Genomic DNA, 17282 nt, shown 5'->3' on the forward strand with positions numbered 1-17282 from the left:
CGGCCAGGCGGTGTTATGGCAATCAACCTTCGCGAGTAGCGCATCATCCCACCTCATCTCACACACCCTTGAATCGCTGGTCTGACATGCGGCTCTCCTTGGTTGGAGGACTTATAAGTCCTCATCGGACTAGTCCTATGAGGACTATAGTCCTGGTAGGACGCGCCGCACCTTCGGATCGGGGATCATTTTGGGAGCGAAGTACCCCGCAGTGAATGGAGAGCAGGCAATGAGCGCCAAGGACCGGATCGCCAAGAACATCGCCCACTTCCGCAACCGAGTGATCAACCCGCAGACGGGCGAGCCCATGACCCAAGCCGAACTCGCCGAAGCAGTCGGAGTCAGTCAGCGCCAGATCGGGCGATACGAACAGGGCGACCAAGAAGCGTCCGGATCAATCCTCGACAAGATCGCCGAAGCACTCGGCATCGCGCCCGGCCAATTGTTCGGCCGCCCGCACACCGGACCCGATCTGTCCGGGCGCTGGTGGGTCAGTTGCCAAGTCTGGAAAGACTCGATTGAACGCGTCGACACCAATGCGGTAATGATCATTCAGGATGGCGACTTCCTCAGCCTCGACGGTGAGCGTGCCCAAGGCGAGAACGCTATCGAGGCAGGCGATTACGCGTGGGTTGGCGAACTCACCCACCGCCGAGCCACCCGGACGCTCATTGGCTGGTATGAGTCGGCCGACGAGGGTACCGACTATTCGGGCTCGTACTGCTTCACCTTGCATCCGCAAGGAACGCACGCAATCGGCCAATGGTGCGGACCCGACTACGACGGAATCGTTGTCTACGGGTGGGCCGTTCTGGCGCGCACCGAGGAACTTGCCGAACAGCAGCTTGCAGCGGCAATTGCAGACGCCGAACCGAACGGAAACCTACTCACATGGCCGAAAACGTCACCGTAGCAACGGTGTATCTGAATTGGGCTGGCGTACCACGAGCGTGGTTCGCCAGCCTCGCGAGCACGTTGGTTGCCGAGCGGTACGCAGCAACCGCCACCATTTATGAACGTTCCCACCCCGACAACGGAGTTGACGTGTTGGCCCGTCTCTACACACGGGCCGACCATGTAGACCAGATCCGCCGCCACGCTCCCCATGCGACGGTTCGAGTACATCCGCTCGAATGCGCACCCGACTATGCCGACTGGGTACTTGCGCAGACTTCCCGAGCAGATATGCCGACCGACCCCAGACGGTAGGCGGGCCCGCTCCCAACGGGCCTGCACCCCGCCCGGAAGCAGAGGGCACCTTTAGAACTTGCCGCGTTGGCGACGATGCCGGTGCCCATCACCGCGGCGAACCAGTTCGGCCCGAAGTGCCGCAGCGCGCTCGGCTCGTCATTGCGCAGGGCGCGGCGCCCACTCTGGGAGCGCTGCTCATGATTGCCAGGAACGCGGCGCTCAGCATGCTGAACACGGGACTCGGCGGGGTACTCGACCTCGCCGACCTGACGCCGCGGCGCGGCGGGTTCGAAGCTCACGGTGGCGGTCATGTCTCCAGCGTCGTCGCAACTTGTCGTGTCAGGTAGCAGGCCCATTCCTATGCATGCATAGACTCGTTCTATGCCGTTGTCGCCGCGCGTCCCCGACCTGGCCGCGCTCGACCTGCTGCTTTCGGTGATCGAGCTGGGCAGCCTCGGTCGTGCGGCGCAGGCACACGGCATCAGCCAGCCCTCGGCGTCCTCGCGGATCCGGTACCTGGAGAAGCTCGTCGGGATGCCGGTGCTCGAGCGCACCACCCTCGGTTCCCGCCCGACCGCGGCGGGGTCGCTGATCGCCGAGTGGGCGCGCGGTGTGGTGCACGCGGCCGAACAGCTCGACGCGGGCATCGACACGCTGCGCGCACAGCGGCACTCGCAGTTGCGCGTCGCGGCAAGCCAGACCATCGCCGAGTACCTGTTCCCCGGTTGGCTGATGCAGTTGCGTGCCACCGCGCCCGGCACTGCCCTCGCGCTGGAGTCCGGCAACTCCGTCGAGGTCGCCAAGGCCGTGCTCGACCGGAGGGCCGCGCTCGGATTCATCGAAAGCCCGCAGCACTTCCCGGGATTGGCGTCGCATCAGGTCGCGCGGGACCGGCTCGTCGTCGTGGTGCCGCCCTCGCATCGGTGGGCCCGGCGCGGCACGGTCACCCTTGACCCCGCTGATTCAACGAGAATCCGGCTCGGGCACCCGAACCTGGTTCGAGCACGCGGTCACTCGCCTACGCAAGGGCTGGTCACCCGAGGTGGCGCTGGAACTGTCCTCCACCACCGCCATCAAGACCGCCGTCGCCTCGGGTGCGGGCCCTGCCGTGCTCAGTTCGCTGGCCGTCGCGCCCGAAATCGCTGCGGGCACCCTGGTTTCGCCGACCGTCACCGGCCTCGAACTGGAGCGCGTCCTTCGTGCCGTCTGGCCGACGGGCGACCGGCTGACCGGTCCGGCCCGCGACCTCTACGCCATCGCCCGCCGCGACACCACCTGACCTGACGCAGGACAGTGGGTCGCGGCCCGCGAGCTCAAGAGTCGACCGGCTGGGCAGTCGGCGGAATCCCGGTGTCCAGGAACCGGATCAGCCGGTCGATGCGGGCGGTGTGATCCATGCAGCGTTCCAGATGATTCGCGAGCAGCGCGATATCGATGGCCGTTGTGGTCGGCTGCGCCACTGTGGGGTCGGCGAGCACCGTATGCAGTTGCTGGTGCAAGGCATCCATGGCAGTGGCGCCGGAATCCTGCTCGCTGATCGGTTCCTGATGACCGGTGGCGACGGCTTGGCCGCTGAGCGCGGTGTGCTGCGCAGCGAGCCTGCCCATGGCCGCGAGGATCTCCAGAATGGTCTGCGGGGCAACATGTCCCGGGTGACTCTGATACACCTGCTCGGCGACCCGGCTGACCAGCCCGCTGATCCTGGACAGCTCGGTCGCGATCTGAATGGCGGTGACCACGTGCCGCAGATCGCGCGCCACCGGCGCCTGCAACGCGAGCAGCACGACGGTGCGTGCCTCGCACGCGCTGTACATGGTCTGTAGTCGTTCGTCGAGCGCGAAAACCTCGTAGGTAGCGGTGAGATCGGCGCCGACGAGCGCCTCGGTCACCCGTTCGGCCGCGTCGTGGGTGAGTCTGCACATCAACGTCAAGTCATTGGTCAACGCGACGAGCTCGCGAGTGAACTGGGTGCGCACGCGCAAATTCTCGCCTATATCTCCGTGTCCAGACCCATGAATCCCCTCCTGGTCACCTAAATGACTACGCATATGATGCCGAATCCGCGCCGATGGCCGAGAATATGGAGGCATTGGACCGCGGCTGGCAGGATTGTGTAGTGAAGCGCGATGTCTCGGCCCAGCTCGAGGTGGCGATCACCGCGCCAACCACCGTGGAATTCCAGATCGCCGTGGCCAGGCAGCCGAATCTGGAGTTGACCGAATCCCTGGTGTTCGACCTCGACGGCTGGATCGTCAACCCGTGGGAGATCACCGGTCCGCACGGCACCAGGATCCACAAATTCTCCGTCGGCACAGGCACTTTGCGCGCGAACTACAGCGCGACCGTCCTCGGCGCCGCGCCACCGCAGGCGCCGTCGGACTACGACCTCGCGCTCTATCTGCGGCCGAGCCGGTTCGCCGAGTCGGACAAGTTGCTCGGCTTCGCCGCCACCGAATTCGGTTCCGGCCCACCGGATGCCGAGCTCGCTGCCAGGGTGTCGGCGTGGGTCGGGCGCCGGATCCGCTACGTCGCGGGCAGCAGCGACCCCATCGACGGTGCGGTGGAGACTCTGCTGTCCGGTGCAGGCGTGTGCCGTGACTTCACCCATCTGGTCGTCGCTTTGCTTCGCGCGGTCAAAGTGCCTGCGCGGGTGGTGTCGGTGTACGCGCCGGGCTGCTCGCCGATGGACTTCCACGCGGTGGCCGAGGCCTATGTCGACGGCAGCTGGCGCGCGCTCGACGCCACCGGCCTGGCTCCGCGTTCGACGCTGGTCCGGATCGCCACCGGCCGCGACGCCTCCGACGTGGCGTTCTTGGACAACCACGGCGGCGAGATCATCGTGAACAGCCTGCGGGTGACCGCGTTCGTCGAGGGCTATCTACCGTTCGACGACCACGTCACTCCGGTCTCGCTCGGCTGAGCCGGATCAGGAGTTGTTCTTCAGGAACGACACCGCATTCACCGCGCCTGCCACCGCGATGTCGAGCTTGCCGTCACCGTCGTAGTCGGCGAGCGCCGGCGTCTGCGGGGCCAAGGTGACCTCGAAATCGCCGGTCTTGGTGACGGTCGTGCCGTTGCCCTGGAAGATCACCATCCGTGAGCTGATCACCGCGGACATCGCGGCGTCCAGCTTGCCGTCCTTGTCGAAGTCGCCGACCGCGATGCTGGTCGGGCCGAGTCCGGACAGCGGGATCCGATCGGTCTTCTTGAAACCACCCTGCCCGTTGGAGAACAGCAGCGTGGTGCTGAGCGAGAACGAATCGGCGGTGATCACATCGTCGATGCCGTCGCCGTCGAAATCGCCTGCGCGGATGTCCTCGGTGATCAATCCCGACGTGCTCGCGCCGCGCCGGGTGAAGGAGCCGTCGCCGTCGCCGGTGAAGACCTGCACCTGTTGCAGCAGGTCGTTGTTGATCGCGATATCGATCTTGTTGTCCGCGTTGAACTTTCCGACTGTGAAGGCAGCGGCGACGCCGGGGATCGAGCTGGTCGGCCCGGCATCGAGGCTGCCGTCGCCCTTGCCGAACCAGGTCTGCACGCCGGTGGGCACCAGTGCGAGCACGTCGGCCTTGCCGTCGGCGTTGGCGTCGGCGACGATCACCTCCTGCTGCGCGCCTTCGAGCACCAAGTACTTCTTCGGCGCGCCGAAGGTGCCGTTGCCGTTGTTGAGGAACGTCGCGATCGTCGTCCACGCCTGTGCGACGACATCCGGCTTGCCGTCGCCGTTCAGGTCGCCGACGCCGATCGCGCCGAACCCGTTGCCGACATTGCCGACTCTGGTCCCGGTGTTGAAGCGACCGTTCCCCTGTCCGGTCATCAGCACCGGCCCCGCCCCTTGGAAATCGGCGGCGACCACATCGGCCTTCCCGTCCCCGTTGAAGTCGGCGGTGACCATGCCGATCGGTGACGGGCCTGGTCCCCATGACGGAAATTGGCCGCCGGAGGGCGAATCCACCTTCGGCGCGAAGGTGATCGTGCCTGCGGCGTGTGCGGCGATCGGGGTGATCAGACAGAGGGTGGCAGCGGTCGCGGCGAGAACCAGGCCGCGCGGACGAAGGCGAGAAGCGTTCATGAATTGTCCCGGTGTGCTGAGAGGTATTGCAGGGCCCGGACTTTATGGCCCGGCTCACAGAGACGCCTTTATATCTATGACAATTCGTCGAATTGTCTATCGGCGTGCCGTGGATTCCGGCACTGTGCCAACGCGAATTCGGCATTCCGCCCGACTTTTCTTCGGCGCGCGCGACAGTGTGCCCAGGTGTCGCGCGACACGAACGCCGCACCGCGCTGACCTGGACACGGCGCGTCGACTGCCACGATGGGACCCATGATCCGTGTGTTGACCGAACGCTGGACCGTGTACATCCCCCTCCTCGCCGCCGTGGCGCTCGCGGCAACCTGGGGGCGAAGTTTGTCCGGAGTCGCGGTGGTCGTGGTGGCCGCCGCGCTGATCGGCGCGGTGCTCGCGGCGGTCTATCACGCGGAGGTGGTCGCGCACCGGGTCGGCGAGCCGTTCGGGTCGCTGGTGCTCGCGGTCGCGGTGACCATCATCGAGGTCGCGCTCATCGTCACGTTGATGATCTCCGGCGGTGACAAGGCTGCCTCGCTGGCCCGCGACACCGTCTTCGCCGCGGTGATGATCACCTGCAACGGCATCTTCGGCCTTGCGCTGCTGGTCGGCGCGCTGCGCAGGCGGGTAGCGGTGTTCAACGCGGAGGGCACCGGCGCCGCGCTGGCCACCGTCGCGACCCTGGCCACACTGAGCCTCGTGCTGCCGACCTTCACCACCAGCGCGTCCGGACCGGAGTTCTCGCCTGCCCAATTGGTCTTCGCCGCGGTCGCCTCGCTGGCGCTTTACGGCTTGTTCGTCATGGTGCAGACGGTGCGTCATCCGGACGACTTCTTGCCCGTCGAGGGTGATGGCGTGGTCGCCGACGATGACGACCACGATGATTCGCCGACCGCCAAGGCCGCCGTGGTGAGCCTGGCGTTGCTGTTCGTCGCGCTCGTGTGTGTGGTCGGGCTCGCCAAGGTGGTGTCCCCGTCCATCGAATCCGCCGTCGCCTCGGCAGGGCTACCGCCCTCCGCCGTCGGCGTGGTGATCGCGCTGCTGGTGCTGCTGCCGGAAACCCTGGCCGCAGTGCGGGCCGCGCGGCGAGATCGGGTGCAGATCAGCCTCAATCTCGCGCTCGGTTCGGCGATGGCGAGCATCGGGTTGACCATCCCGGCGATCGCCGTAGCAACTATCTGGCTAGATGGTCCGCTGGTGCTCGGCCTCGGTGCCACCCAAATGGTGCTGCTCGGGCTTACAGTCGTTGTCGGCGTACTCACGGTTGTTCCCGGCCGGGCGACGCTATTGCAGGGCGGTGTCCATTTAGCCCTGTTCTCGGCTTTTGTGTTCCTCGCCGCTAGTCCCTAGGCGAAGTGATTCGGATCACGCATCATTCGCCAGGATGGCAAGGATCGTTTTTTAGTGGCAAGGGTCACAGCTCTTCGATTTTGTTGTGACCCAGCGTAACGATTAGCTTGCAATTAGTTGGCATTGATTGCCGGGATGCGGAGAGTGCGCCATGAACTTCGACACACAACGTGCCGCAGGCGCGGCCAAAGGGCATCGGCAATGACGCCGGACACACGGAAAGTCGACGAGTCCGCGGCCGCGGTCGTTCGCAAGAATTTCTCGGACACCATCGTGTCCTCGTTGCGGACCTTCGGCCGGGCGGTCGGCATTGCCCACGAATCTGTTGTCGGCGGGTGCACCGATCTCGTTCGCGGCCAGTTCCAGTGGCGCGAGGCGCTGCTGCAGGCCTGGCGACTGGTGACCGTCACGGCGATTCCGGCGATCCTGATGGCGATCCCGTTCGGCGTGATCGTCTCGGTCCAGGTCGGCAACCTGATCCACACCCTCGGCGCGGACTCGCTGCTCGGCGCGACCGGCGGCCTCGGCGTCATCAAGCAGGGCGCGCCGATCGCCACCGGCTTCCTGCTCGGCGGCGCTGGCTCGGCGGCCATCGCGGCCGACCTCGGCGCGCGCACCATCCGCGAGGAGATCGACGCGCTGGAAACCATGGGCATCAGCCCGGTGCACCGCCTGGTGATCCCGCGGATGGCCGCGATGCTTGTCGTCGCGCCGCTGCTGAACATCCTGATCATCTTCGTCGGCGTGCTGTCCGGCTACGCGGTCGCGATCGCCGGCCTCGGCGTCACGCCGGGCAGCTACTGGGCCACCTTCGGATCGTTCACCACGCCCGCCGACGTGTGGGTGTCCCTGCTGAAGGCGATCATCTTCGGATTCCTTGTCGCCGTCATCGCCTGCCAGCGTGGGCTGGAGGCCAAGGGCGGCCCGCGTGGCGTCGCCGACGCGGTGAACGCGGCGGTGGTGCTCTCGGTGATGTCGATCGTGGTCGTGAACCTGGTCGCCGCCCAGGTCACCGCGATGTTCCTACCGACGAAGTTGGCTTGATATGGCAACGTCATACGCGCCCAAGGGATTTGCTTGGATCAAGCGCTACGCGCGCCGGGGCAGCGCGCTGGTGCGCGCCGCCGAATCGTTCGGCTTCGTCGCGGTGTTCGTGTGGCAGGTGCTCTCGGCGATTCCGTTGACGCTCAAGCGGTATCGCGGCGAGACCATGCGGGCGATCTCCGATATGACCTGGGGCCGCGGCTCGGTCATCGTCGGCGGCGGCACGGTGCCGATGATGGGCGTGCTCGGTCTGGTGATGGGCGCGTCGGTCGCCGTCGAAGCCTTCGCCACCCTGGACACCCTCGGCATGGGTCCGGTCACCGGCCTCGTCTCGGCCTACGCGACCACGCGCGAGCTGGCGCCGATCGCGGCAGCGATCGGCTTCGCCGCTCAGGCGGGCTGCCGGATCACCGCGGAGATCGGCTCGATGCGCATCTCCGAGGAGATCGACGCGATCGAGGCGCTCGGCCTGCGCTCGGTGCCCTTCGTGGTGACGACCAGGGTGGTCGCCGGCGCGCTCGCTATCGTGCCGACGTTCCTGATCGCGCTGATCCTGAGTTACGCGGCGTGCCGCGGGTTGATCACGCTGGTGCACGGCCAGTCCGCCGGCGTCTACGACCATTACTTCTTCCAGTTCGTCTCCGGCTTCGACGTGATCGCCTCGGTGATCAAGGTGGCCATCTTCGGAACGGTAGTGATCCTGGTGCACAGCTATTACGGGTTCTTCGCCACCGGCGGGCCGGAGGGTGTCGGCATCGCGTCGGGGCGCGCGGTCCGCGCCAGCTCGGTCGCGATCATCGCGATCGACATGGTGCTGTCCATCGCGCTGTGGGGCTTCAACTCGGCGATCAGTTTTACGGGGTAGCGGATGCCGAAGTATGGAATGCCAGGGGTCGATGCCGACCGCGGGAAGTCGCGCGTGGTCGGCGGGTCGGTGCTGCTGCTCATCGTGGTGGTGGTGCTTGCGACCGTCGTCTATCGCAATACCGGCTCGCCGGACGGACTGCGTATCGCGTTGCGCACCGAGCAGATCGGCGACGGCATCAGCGAGGGCAGCGATGTCCGGCTGGACGGGGTTCGGGTCGGCAAGGTCGCGCGGGTGGTGCCGGACGCGCTCGGCACCCAGCGAATCACCTTGCAGCTCGACGATTCCCGGCTGCACGGCATCGACGACAGCATGAAGATCGACTATTCACCCGCCAACCTGTTCGGCATCAGCGAGATCGAGTTGCGCCGTGGGACAGGCGGTTCCCCGCTGCACAACGGTGCGCTTGTCGAGTTCACCGGTAAGCGCGCCGCCGATGTCTACGACGCCACCCTCGGCAGCGTGCTGCGCAGCCTGTCCCAGGTCGGCGCGAATGTGCTGACCCCGCAGATGGTCACGGCGCTCTCGCAGCTGTCCTCCGACTTCCGTGCCTTCACGCCGCTGATGCAGGCGCTGATCACGGTGGCGCGCAGCATCGCCGACAACCAGACGATGAAACCCTCCGAACTGGCAGGCAATCTCGGGCCCGCGTTCACCGGTGCCTCCAAATTCGCCGCCGCCGGTGTCGAAGTGATCAACCGGCTCAACCACATCAACATCGTGCAGACCGACAAGCAGCACTTCGACTACGCCGTGGAGACGATGAACAACGTCATCCTTCCCCAGGTGTCGAAGACGCTCGGCGTCACCGGCGGCTACCTCTCCGGCACCACCGACATGCTCGCGCCGACGCTGGTCATGTTGGCGCAGTTGGTCCCTCGGCCGCAGCAGTCCGCCGCCGACCTGCGCGCACTGCTCGGAAATCTGCGGCGTGCGATGCCGGATACGCCGGACGGGCCGGTCCTCGATCTCGACGTGGACCTGCGTGGCGTGCCCGGTATCGCGGTGCCCCTGCTCGGTTCCCCCGCGACTCCAGGAGGTGCCCGATGACGGTACGTGGTGCGGCCTGGCGGCTCGCTCTGTTCGCCGCGGTCATGGTCGTGATCCTGTCGCTGGTGCTGACGGCGATCAAGCGCCCGGTCGGCGGCGACTCGGAGGCGCACGACGCGATCTTCACCGACGCGAACGGGCTGAAGGTCGGCGACGACGTGCGCATGTACGGCGTGCAGGTCGGCAAGGTCGAGGGCCTGTCGCTCGAGGGCGACAAGGCGAAGGTCGAGCTCACGGTCAAGACCGATACGCCGATCTACGACAACTCCATGCTGGCCATCCGCTACCAGAGCCTCACCGGCCAGCGCTACATCGACCTGCAGCAGCAGCCGAAACCCGGTGTCCGGATCCCGGCGGACGCGCGCATCGACACCAAGATGACGGTGCCGTCCTTCGACGTGACGAGCCTGTTCAACGGCCTCAAGCCGGTGCTGGCCACATTCTCTCCCGAGCAGGTGAACCAGTTCACCAAGAGCCTGCTCGCGGTGGTCGAGGGTGACAGCAGCGGCGTCGGCGCGGCGTTGGACGCGATCGACCAGCTGAGCAAGTATGCCAGCAACCGGCAGGCGGTGATCGGCACCGTGGTGCGCAACATGTCCGAGCTCAACGAGAAGGTCGGCGGCAGGCAGCACTATCTGGTGCCGTTGCTGGCCAAGTACACCGACATCTACCAGTCGCTGGCCGAAAGTGTGCACGGGCTCGCCGATTTCGCGGATACCGGGCCGGGGGTGTTCGGCCCGCTCGACCGGCTGCTCGGCACGCTCGGGATCACCAAGGACAGCGGCCAGGACGTCGACGCACTGATTCGCACCGTCTTCCCGGATACCAAGCAGGCCGTCGAGCTGTTCAGCAAGCTGCCCGCGCTGATCACCGCGCTCGACAACGCGCTGCCGAGCACTCCGGCGAGTGTGAAACCGGTGTGCAGCAAGGGAAATGCCGAGGTGCCCATGCCGTTGCGGGTACTGATCGCAGGACAGCAGGTGGCGATATGCCAGGCATGATCGGTCGCTGGTTCGGCGGCGAGAAGCCGGTGCTCGACGAGCCGTCGACGCAGCGCCGCGAGGTGCGGCTCGGCATCGCGGGCGCGGTGCTCGTGCTGATCGGCATCGTGGTGGCCGGGGTGCTGTACGCGGTGCCGATCGGCAAGACGACCTACACCGCCGAGCTGTCCGAGGCGCAGTCGGTAAAGGCCGGCGATGACGTGCGCCTGGCAGGCATCTCGGTCGGCAAGGTGAAATCGCTGGAGCTGAAGCCGGATCGGGTGGTCATGCGGTTCACCGTCGACTCCGATGTCTTCCTCGGCGAGGAGACGACGCTGGACATCCGCATGCTGACCGTGGTCGGCGGGCACTATGTCGCGGTGACCCCGGCGGGCAAGAAGCCGTTGGGCAGCAAGGTGATTCCGGTCGATCGGGTGCGGCTGCCCTACAGCCTGGTGCAGACCTTCCAAGACGCGACCGCGCCGCTCAGCAAGATCGACGGCAGCACCTTGCGCGAAAACCTTGCCGCGCTGGACAAGTCGGTCACCGCGGCGCCGCAGACGCTGCGCACGACGCTGGACACGGTCAGCAAGTTCGTCGACGCCATCGACCGGCAGCGGACCCAGGTGTCCAACGCCATCGCGGTGGCCGACGAGAACGTGAAGCTGTACGACAGCGCCAAGGGCGAGTTCCACCGGATGATCGACAACATCAACCTGCTCGAGACCGTGCTGATCGACAAGCGCGCAACGCTGCGCGAAGCGATCGCCGATCTCAAGAGCGTGTTGCAGCGCGCGACCTTCCTGGTGCCTGCCTGGGAATCCACCTTCAAGCCGATGGCGCAGCCGCTGGCCGACGCGGTGAACAAGCTGGAGGGGCTGACCGACCGCATCGAACCGCTCATCAACGCCACCAAGAGTCTCGGGCAGAAGATGCAGCAGTTCGCGCCCGACGGCGGTGTGACGGTGGACCAGTCCGGCCAGACGATCCAGGCGCCCGCGGGCGTGTGCATCCCGCTTCCCGGAAAGGCGTGCTGATGCTGAAACAGGTGCTCGGATCCCGGGCGTTCATGTCGATCGCCGGGGCCGTTGTCGTAGCCGCCGTCGCGGTGGCGGGCTATCTCATCGCCTTCGATCCGCTGAAGCGGACCGAATCCTATTGCGCGATCATGCCCGACAGCATCGGGCTGTATCCGGGCAATCAGGTGACGATGCGCGGTCTGACCGTCGGCAGCGTCAGCAAGGTGCACAATCAGGGTAAGGATGTCCGCGTCGACTTCGAAGTCGACGCGAAATACCCTGTCTACGTGGATGCTTCGGCCACCACGGTCTCGGACACCGTGGTCGCTGACCGCAATCTCGCGGTGCTGGCCAGCGGTAAGAACTTGCAGCGCTGGGCGCCGGGCACCTGCATCACCAACACGGTGACGCCGAAGAGTCTCACCGAAACTCTCAACGCGCTCGGGCAGTTGTCCGAACAGCTCAACGGCGCCGAGGCGGGGCAGCAGAATTCGCTGTCCAAGGGGCTGGCCACGTTGGACGCGGCGTCCTCCGGCACCGGCCCGCAGATCAACGCGCTGATCCACAAGCTCGGCTCCGCGGTCTCCTCACCGGACGCCGACATCGCCCACCTGGCAGGCATTTTCGATTCGTTCGCCGCGGTGTCGAAGAAGGTCGCCCAGTACTGGCCCGACATCAAATCCATGATGACGCGGGTCGGACCGGTGCTCGATCAGTCCAGCGACGATCTACTCCTGCCCGGCGTCGAACTGTTCGACGCACTGCGCCAGGTGTTCCCCATGCTGAATGAGATCGTCACCATGTTCGGTAGCACGATCCTGCGTGGCTTGGACTTCACCGTGCCGCTGATAAAGCTGTTGCGCGCCAACGTCGGATCGCTGCGCGACATCATCATGATGGTGCCCGGCCTCGTCGCCGGATTCCGCACCGTCACCGACCAGTCGACCAACGCGGCAGGCATCACCTATGCCCCGCCTCGGGTGCGGATTCCGGAACAGAACGCCGAACAGGTGTGCGCGGCCGTGAATGCGATCGCACCGGGACGCTGCTCCGGCGCCGCGAACGGCCTGGTCGACGTCGACATCGCACGACTGGTACTGGGAACGGCAGGTGCCCGATGAGCCGATACTTCTGGTCACGGCGTATTCCGTTGCGGCACATCGCGGTAGCGCTGGCGGTGACGGCCGGGCTCGCGGTCGGCGGCTGCGCCTTCGATCCGTCCTCGGTGCCGGTGCCTGGCACCACGGTGTCCGGCGACACGTATCGGATCCGGATCGAATTCGCCAACGTCCTCAATCTGCCTGCGCGCGCCAAGGTGGTCGCCAACGGCGCCCAGGTCGGCACGGTCGACAAGGTCACCGTCGTGCCCGCAGACAAGGCGCCCGCCGGTCGCGGCGGGTATGTCGTTGTCGACGCCGACATTTCGACCTCGGCGCGACTGCCGAAGACCACCATCGCCGAACTGCGGCAGAACACGGTGCTCGGCGATATCCACCTCGCCCTGACCACCCCACCCGACGGGTTCGGCTCGCTGCTCGGCTCGGGGGACACCATCCCGATATCGCGGTCCAAGGCACCGGTGCAGCTCGAGGACACGATGGCCGCGCTGGCCTTCTTCAACCAGGGCGGTGCGGTCGGCAATCTGCAGGACATCATCGGCCGGTTCAACTCGGTGTTGCCGCCGGAACCGAAGGAGACCGCGCGCATCTCCGAGACGATGCGCTCCGACCTCATCGACCTGGCGGCCAACCAGGACAAGGTCACCCAGATGCTGGATGGCTTGGACGCCAACGTCTATGAGAACTACCGGCTGATGCCGCAGCTGGAGGAACTGCTCAGCGAGAAATCGGTGCAGCGGGTCACCGATTCGGTGAGCTCCATCCACAACGTGACGAACATCTTCGCCCAGCTCGGTCCGCTCGGGCAGTCGTTGACCTGGCTCGCCCCGGTCCTCGGCGGCGTGGACGGCACGTTGAAGGCGTTCGTGCCGCTGGCCACGGGTGGTCCGCTCGATCTGAGCAAGCCGACGAACCTGAAGCTGCTGGTGGAGTTCTTGCGGGACAAGGTGATTCCGTTCGCCGAACACGGGCCCAAGGTGAATGTCACCAAGGTGCAGGTGGATTCGGTATCTCAGCAAGACCAGATCGATCGGATCATCCAGATCTTGCGCATGATCGGAGTGGTGCGATGAAGTTGGGTTCGCTTGCCTCGCTCGGTGGCATCGCCGCCATCACCGTGCTCGGCGCGAGTTATCTGACCTTCGACGTGGTGCGCGCCGACCCGTTCGCCGAATACACCCATGCCTCCATGGTTTTGAAGGATTCGGGTGGGCTCGCCGTCGGCTCGCCGATCCTGCTCACCGGCATCCCGGTCGGCAAGGTCACCTCCGTGGACAGCACCATGAGTGGGGTCGAGGTCGGGTTCCGGGTGAACAACACCGACCGCCTGCCGACCAACAGCACGATCACCATCGAACAGTTGTCCGGGCTCGGTGAGCCGTATGTGCAGTTCAAGCCGATCGCGGACAACGGCCCGTACCTGAAGGACGGTCAGCGGCTCGACACCTCGGAGGTGCTCTCGCCGCGGTCCATCCCCGAGGTCGCCCGGCTGTTCAGCAACACCCTGAATCAGCTCGATCCGGTGGTGGTCGGTTCGTTGGTGAGCAACCTCGGCCAGTCGCTCGACGGCACCGCGCCGGTGATTCCCGGGCTGACCCGCGCGGGCGACCTGCTCGCCTCCACGATCATGTCGCGAGAGCCGAGGATCGCCGAACTGCTCCGCAGTTTCCAGTTCACCGCAGGTGATATGGAGTGGACCGGTCCCGGCGCCGAGGCGGGTGCCCCCGCGCTGGTGCGGTTCGGCGAGTCGTTGAACGCGCTCGTCGAATCGGTCGGCAGGCTGACCAGCACCGGTCGCAACCCGGAGGAGTATCTCGAACCCAACGGGACGGTGCCGTTCCTGCAGAAGCTGACCGAGTGGCTGAACAAGGTCGGCCCGGATCTGAAGGAGACGTTGCCGGTGCTGCAGCCGCTCCTCGAGGCCGTCAATTCGGTGGCGCCCAAGATCGATATCAGCGCGCTGATATCGCAGGCATTGGCATCGACCGACGACGATGCGGTCAAGGTGCGGGTCACCGTCAAATGATCAGCTAATTCATTTAGTGGCATTTACCTGCAAAAATACAATTCTCATAATTCGATCATCGGCCCAGCAACGTTCGGGTAACGTGCCGGGTAGCTCAGCATTCGTACCGGTTTTTCCTGTCAGCAGTGAAGGCGGTTTCGATGGTGACACCCGACCGCGGTCGCGGATCCGACAACACCCGCGTGCTGGCCATCGCGGCCGTGCTCGCCGCCGCGCTGGCGCTGGTGGTCGCGATCGGGCTGCTGCTGCGCTCCGGCACCGACTCGGCGGACCCGAAAACGACGCCGTCGGCCACCGCGACCGCAACGCCACCCAGCGCGTCGCGCACCCTGCCGCCGACACTGCCCTCGCCCGCACCGACCCGGCTGAGTCCTGGGCCGCCGACACCGGTCGCACCGCCGCTGCCCGCCCGCAAGATCGGCGACGACTGCTCGGCGGGCGGCATCGTCGCGCAGTGGGATCTGCGTGGCGGGCAATGGATGTGCGTGCCACAGGGGCAGGGCGGTGCCGAACATCAAGTCGGCGAGGACTGTTCGTCCGGCGGCGTTGTCGCGCAGTGGGATCTGCGTGGCGGACAGTGGATGTGCGTGCCGCAAGCGCAAGGACGCGACGAACATCAAGTCGGCGACGACTGCTCGCGCAACGGGATCGTCGCGCAGTGGGCACTCGGTCCAGAAGGTCAGTGGCTCTGCGTGCCGCAGGGGCAGGGCGGCGAGCCGGAACCCTTGCCTGCCGTGCCGGGCCCGCGGTAACGCCGATCGAAAATCGATCGACACGGCTGAGATGCTCGAAGCCGTGACCCTTGTCCCGGAATTCTTCGCCACCCGTCTCGCGAAACAGGAGGGCGCGCCCGCCCGCGCCTGGCTCGATCGCCTGCCCGACCTGGTCGCCGACTATCGCGATCGCTGGCAGCTCACCGTCGACGGCCCCTCGATGCACGGCTACGGCGGGCTGGTGCTTCCGGTCCGGCGCGCCGACGGCAGCGCGGCCGTGCTGAAACTGGCCTACCTGACGCCGGAAACCAAGGACGAGCCGGTCGCGTTGGCGGTCTGGCGTGGCGACGGCGCGGTGTTGCTGCTCGAGAGCGACGCCGAGCACGGCGCCTTGCTGCTGGAGCGGTTGGACTCGGGACGATCACTGGAAACCGAGCCGATCGACGATGCGGTGCGGATCATCGCTGAACTGTTGCGCAGGTTGTCCATCCCTGCACCGCAAGGGATTTCGCGCAACCTGCGCACCGAATCGGCGGTGTGGGCGGAGGAACTGCCGAGAGACTGGGCCCGGCTCGGCGAGCCGTTTCCGCGCAAGCTGCTCGATGCCGCGGTCGAGGTGTGCACCCAGCTCGGCCCTACCTCCGCCCAACTGCTGGCCAACGAGGACCTGCACTTCGAGAATGTCCTTGCCGGACACCGTGAACCATGGCTGGCCATCGACCCGCAGCCACTGGTGGGCGACCCGGAGTTCACCACCCTGTCGCTGCTGTGGAACCGGCGCACCGAATCCACCCTCGACCACCGATTCGCCGCCGTCGTCGACCTCGCAGGCCTCGACCAGGACCGCGCCCGCGCGTGGACAATCGTCCAATGTGCCCGCAACTGGATATGGTTCGCGGAAGACGAGGACAGCGACGATCCGGGCTACCCCTCGGTGCAGGCGATCGCACCATGGGCGTTGCGCTGACAGCACGAGATGCCAACGCGTGCACGGACTTCACCGACCGGTACGCGTGTGTTGACGTCGCCGACTGGCGAGATGTTCACGCGTGCGCGGTTTTTCCGCCATCGATGACCAGCTGAGCACCCGTCATATACGGGTGCTCGGGGGAGGCGAGCGTCAGTGCGAACGCCGCGATCTCGGCGGCGGTGGCGAGGCGGCCCAGGCCGGGAACATTGCTGCCCGCCCACTGTTTCATCAAGGTCTGCCAGGCGGCGTCCGGGATGTTCTCCATGCCTGCGGCGCGACGCACCAGCTCGGTATCGGTGGTGCCGGGGATCAGCGCATTGACTCGGATGCCGTCGGCCGCATAGTCCAGCGCAGCCGACTGGACCAGGCCGACCAACCCGCGCTTGCTCGCGGTGTACGCGCCCCGGCCCCCGTCGGTGGCAAGCGCATTGCTCGACGAGGTGACCACGATGGTGCCGCCGCCACTGCGGATCATCTCCGGCACTTCGTATTTCATCGCGAGGAAGGTGCCGCGCAGGTTTGTGTGCATGACCTGATCGAACTCCGCGCTGGAATACTCGTGCAGCTTCTTCTGGATGGTGATGCCCGCGTTGTTGAACGCGACGTGCAGTCCGCCATAGGTTTTCACCGCCGTCTCGACGAAACCACGCACCTGATCCTCGATCAGCACATCCGCCTGGATGTAGGTCGCCTCGCCGCCTGCCGCGCGAATCGCCCGCTCGACCTCACGGCCTCGGTCGATGCGCCGCCCGCAGAACGCGACTCGGCCACCCTCGGCGGCGAACAGCCGCGCGGCGGCCGCGCCGATGCCCGAGGTGGCGCCGGTGATCAGCACGGTCTTGCCGTCGAACCGGCGCAGCGCGGTCGGCTCGTATCGCGGCGGATTC

The 17282-nt window shown here is 66.2% G+C and carries 18 protein-coding genes and 1 pseudogene; 15 read left to right on the top strand and 4 right to left on the bottom strand.

Going from position 1 to position 17282, the window contains the following annotated elements:
- Positions 1–229 precede the first annotated feature (229 nt).
- Positions 230–913 carry a helix-turn-helix domain-containing protein gene (locus tag NA11_RS18430; RefSeq protein ID WP_069163162.1) on the top strand — a complete coding sequence of 228 codons (684 nt, stop codon included), beginning with the start codon at positions 230–232 and terminating at the stop codon, positions 911–913.
- A gap of 232 nt (positions 914–1145) precedes the next feature.
- Here the strand turns inward: NA11_RS18430 and NA11_RS44865 are convergent, their stop codons facing one another.
- The gene (locus tag NA11_RS44865) at positions 1146–1502 is read right to left on the bottom strand and encodes a hypothetical protein (protein ID WP_141717682.1); all 357 of its coding nucleotides are present in this window, start codon (positions 1500–1502) and stop codon (positions 1146–1148) included.
- 70 nt (positions 1503–1572) lie between these two features.
- Between NA11_RS44865 and NA11_RS47185 the strand changes: the two are divergent.
- Together NA11_RS47185 and NA11_RS47190 are read left to right on the top strand one after the other, a co-directional pair.
- Positions 1573–2085: pseudogene (locus tag NA11_RS47185) on the top strand (LysR family transcriptional regulator); the annotation flags it as partial.
- Between the two features lie 55 nt (positions 2086–2140).
- Positions 2141–2470: a LysR substrate-binding domain-containing protein gene (locus NA11_RS47190; protein WP_369691138.1), complete on the top strand. Its 330-nt coding sequence runs from the start codon at positions 2141–2143 to the stop codon at positions 2468–2470.
- 34 nt (positions 2471–2504) lie between these two features.
- Here the strand turns inward: NA11_RS47190 and NA11_RS18445 are convergent, their stop codons facing one another.
- Complete coding sequence (locus tag NA11_RS18445) at positions 2505–3167, bottom strand: phosphate signaling complex PhoU family protein (protein WP_069163164.1); 663 nt, start codon at positions 3165–3167, stop codon at positions 2505–2507.
- 140 nt (positions 3168–3307) lie between these two features.
- Here NA11_RS18445 and NA11_RS18450 point away from each other — a divergent pair, with 140 nt between their 5' ends.
- Positions 3308–4111, top strand: coding sequence for a transglutaminase-like domain-containing protein (locus tag NA11_RS18450; RefSeq protein WP_174567695.1), 804 nt, complete (start codon positions 3308–3310; stop codon positions 4109–4111).
- A 6-nt stretch (positions 4112–4117) separates the two neighbouring features.
- On the opposite strand, the gene NA11_RS18455 is transcribed toward NA11_RS18450, so the two are convergent.
- Positions 4118–5263 carry an FG-GAP repeat domain-containing protein gene (locus tag NA11_RS18455; RefSeq protein ID WP_069163166.1) on the bottom strand — a complete coding sequence of 382 codons (1146 nt, stop codon included), beginning with the start codon at positions 5261–5263 and terminating at the stop codon, positions 4118–4120.
- 255 nt (positions 5264–5518) lie between these two features.
- On the opposite strand from NA11_RS18455, the gene NA11_RS18460 reads away from it, so the two are divergent.
- From NA11_RS18460 to NA11_RS18510, 11 genes are all read left to right on the top strand, one after another.
- Positions 5519–6610 (top strand): calcium:cation antiporter, encoded by a 1092-nt coding sequence (locus tag NA11_RS18460; protein ID WP_218023332.1) that lies wholly within the window; start codon positions 5519–5521, stop codon positions 6608–6610.
- 201 nt (positions 6611–6811) lie between these two features.
- Positions 6812–7654 (top strand): ABC transporter permease, encoded by an 843-nt coding sequence (locus tag NA11_RS18465; RefSeq protein WP_069163168.1) that lies wholly within the window; start codon positions 6812–6814, stop codon positions 7652–7654.
- Position 7655: 1 nt separating this feature from the next.
- Positions 7656–8519: an MlaE family ABC transporter permease gene (locus tag NA11_RS18470; protein ID WP_069163169.1), complete on the top strand. Its 864-nt coding sequence runs from the start codon at positions 7656–7658 to the stop codon at positions 8517–8519.
- Between the two features lie 3 nt (positions 8520–8522).
- Positions 8523–9569 carry an MlaD family protein gene (locus NA11_RS18475; RefSeq protein ID WP_069163170.1) on the top strand — a complete coding sequence of 349 codons (1047 nt, stop codon included), beginning with the start codon at positions 8523–8525 and terminating at the stop codon, positions 9567–9569.
- The gene (locus tag NA11_RS18480; RefSeq protein ID WP_069163171.1) at positions 9566–10570 is read left to right on the top strand and encodes an MlaD family protein; all 1005 of its coding nucleotides are present in this window, start codon (positions 9566–9568) and stop codon (positions 10568–10570) included. Before NA11_RS18475 ends, NA11_RS18480 begins: the two co-directional genes overlap by 4 nt.
- On the top strand, positions 10558–11586 hold the full coding sequence (locus NA11_RS18485) for an MCE family protein (protein WP_069163172.1): 1029 nt from the start codon (positions 10558–10560) through the stop codon (positions 11584–11586). Before NA11_RS18480 ends, NA11_RS18485 begins: the two co-directional genes overlap by 13 nt.
- A complete protein-coding gene (locus NA11_RS18490) occupies positions 11586–12689 on the top strand; it encodes an MlaD family protein (RefSeq protein ID WP_069163186.1) in 1104 nt (367 codons plus the stop codon). The genes NA11_RS18485 and NA11_RS18490 overlap by 1 nt, the downstream gene beginning before the upstream one ends.
- A complete protein-coding gene (locus NA11_RS18495; protein WP_084654740.1) occupies positions 12686–13759 on the top strand; it encodes an MlaD family protein in 1074 nt (357 codons plus the stop codon). Before NA11_RS18490 ends, NA11_RS18495 begins: the two co-directional genes overlap by 4 nt.
- Positions 13756–14712, top strand: a complete 957-nt coding sequence (locus NA11_RS18500; RefSeq protein ID WP_069163173.1) for an MlaD family protein — start codon at positions 13756–13758, stop codon at positions 14710–14712. Before NA11_RS18495 ends, NA11_RS18500 begins: the two co-directional genes overlap by 4 nt.
- A gap of 140 nt (positions 14713–14852) precedes the next feature.
- On the top strand, positions 14853–15464 hold the full coding sequence (locus NA11_RS18505; RefSeq protein ID WP_141717683.1) for a hypothetical protein: 612 nt from the start codon (positions 14853–14855) through the stop codon (positions 15462–15464).
- 43 nt (positions 15465–15507) lie between these two features.
- Positions 15508–16392 (top strand): aminoglycoside phosphotransferase family protein, encoded by an 885-nt coding sequence (locus NA11_RS18510; protein ID WP_084654747.1) that lies wholly within the window; start codon positions 15508–15510, stop codon positions 16390–16392.
- Positions 16393–16468: 76 nt separating this feature from the next.
- Here the strand turns inward: NA11_RS18510 and NA11_RS18515 are convergent.
- Positions 16469–17282: SDR family NAD(P)-dependent oxidoreductase (locus NA11_RS18515; RefSeq protein WP_218023333.1), on the bottom strand; the 814-nt coding region annotated here is incomplete at its 5' end.

Source organism: Nocardia altamirensis NBRC 108246, assembly GCF_001612685.1.
GTDB lineage: Bacteria > Actinomycetota > Actinomycetes > Mycobacteriales > Mycobacteriaceae > Nocardia > Nocardia altamirensis.

Excerpts from the sequence above, each read along its gene's own strand:
- NA11_RS18430 (WP_069163162.1), top strand. The coding sequence starts at position 230 with ATGAGCGCCAAGGACCGGATCGCCAAGAACATCGCCCACTTCCGCAAC.
- NA11_RS44865 (WP_141717682.1), bottom strand. The coding sequence starts at position 1,502 with ATGACCGCCACCGTGAGCTTCGAACCCGCCGCGCCGCGGCGTCAGGTC.
- NA11_RS18455 (WP_069163166.1), bottom strand. The coding sequence starts at position 5,263 with ATGAACGCTTCTCGCCTTCGTCCGCGCGGCCTGGTTCTCGCCGCGACC.
- NA11_RS18460 (WP_218023332.1), top strand. The coding sequence starts at position 5,519 with ATGATCCGTGTGTTGACCGAACGCTGGACCGTGTACATCCCCCTCCTC.
- NA11_RS18465 (WP_069163168.1), top strand. The coding sequence starts at position 6,812 with ATGACGCCGGACACACGGAAAGTCGACGAGTCCGCGGCCGCGGTCGTT.
- NA11_RS18470 (WP_069163169.1), top strand. The coding sequence starts at position 7,656 with ATGGCAACGTCATACGCGCCCAAGGGATTTGCTTGGATCAAGCGCTAC.
- NA11_RS18475 (WP_069163170.1), top strand. The coding sequence starts at position 8,523 with ATGCCGAAGTATGGAATGCCAGGGGTCGATGCCGACCGCGGGAAGTCG.
- NA11_RS18480 (WP_069163171.1), top strand. The coding sequence starts at position 9,566 with ATGACGGTACGTGGTGCGGCCTGGCGGCTCGCTCTGTTCGCCGCGGTC.
- NA11_RS18485 (WP_069163172.1), top strand. The coding sequence starts at position 10,558 with ATGCCAGGCATGATCGGTCGCTGGTTCGGCGGCGAGAAGCCGGTGCTC.
- NA11_RS18490 (WP_069163186.1), top strand. The coding sequence starts at position 11,586 with ATGCTGAAACAGGTGCTCGGATCCCGGGCGTTCATGTCGATCGCCGGG.
- NA11_RS18495 (WP_084654740.1), top strand. The coding sequence starts at position 12,686 with ATGAGCCGATACTTCTGGTCACGGCGTATTCCGTTGCGGCACATCGCG.
- NA11_RS18500 (WP_069163173.1), top strand. The coding sequence starts at position 13,756 with ATGAAGTTGGGTTCGCTTGCCTCGCTCGGTGGCATCGCCGCCATCACC.
- NA11_RS18505 (WP_141717683.1), top strand. The coding sequence starts at position 14,853 with ATGGTGACACCCGACCGCGGTCGCGGATCCGACAACACCCGCGTGCTG.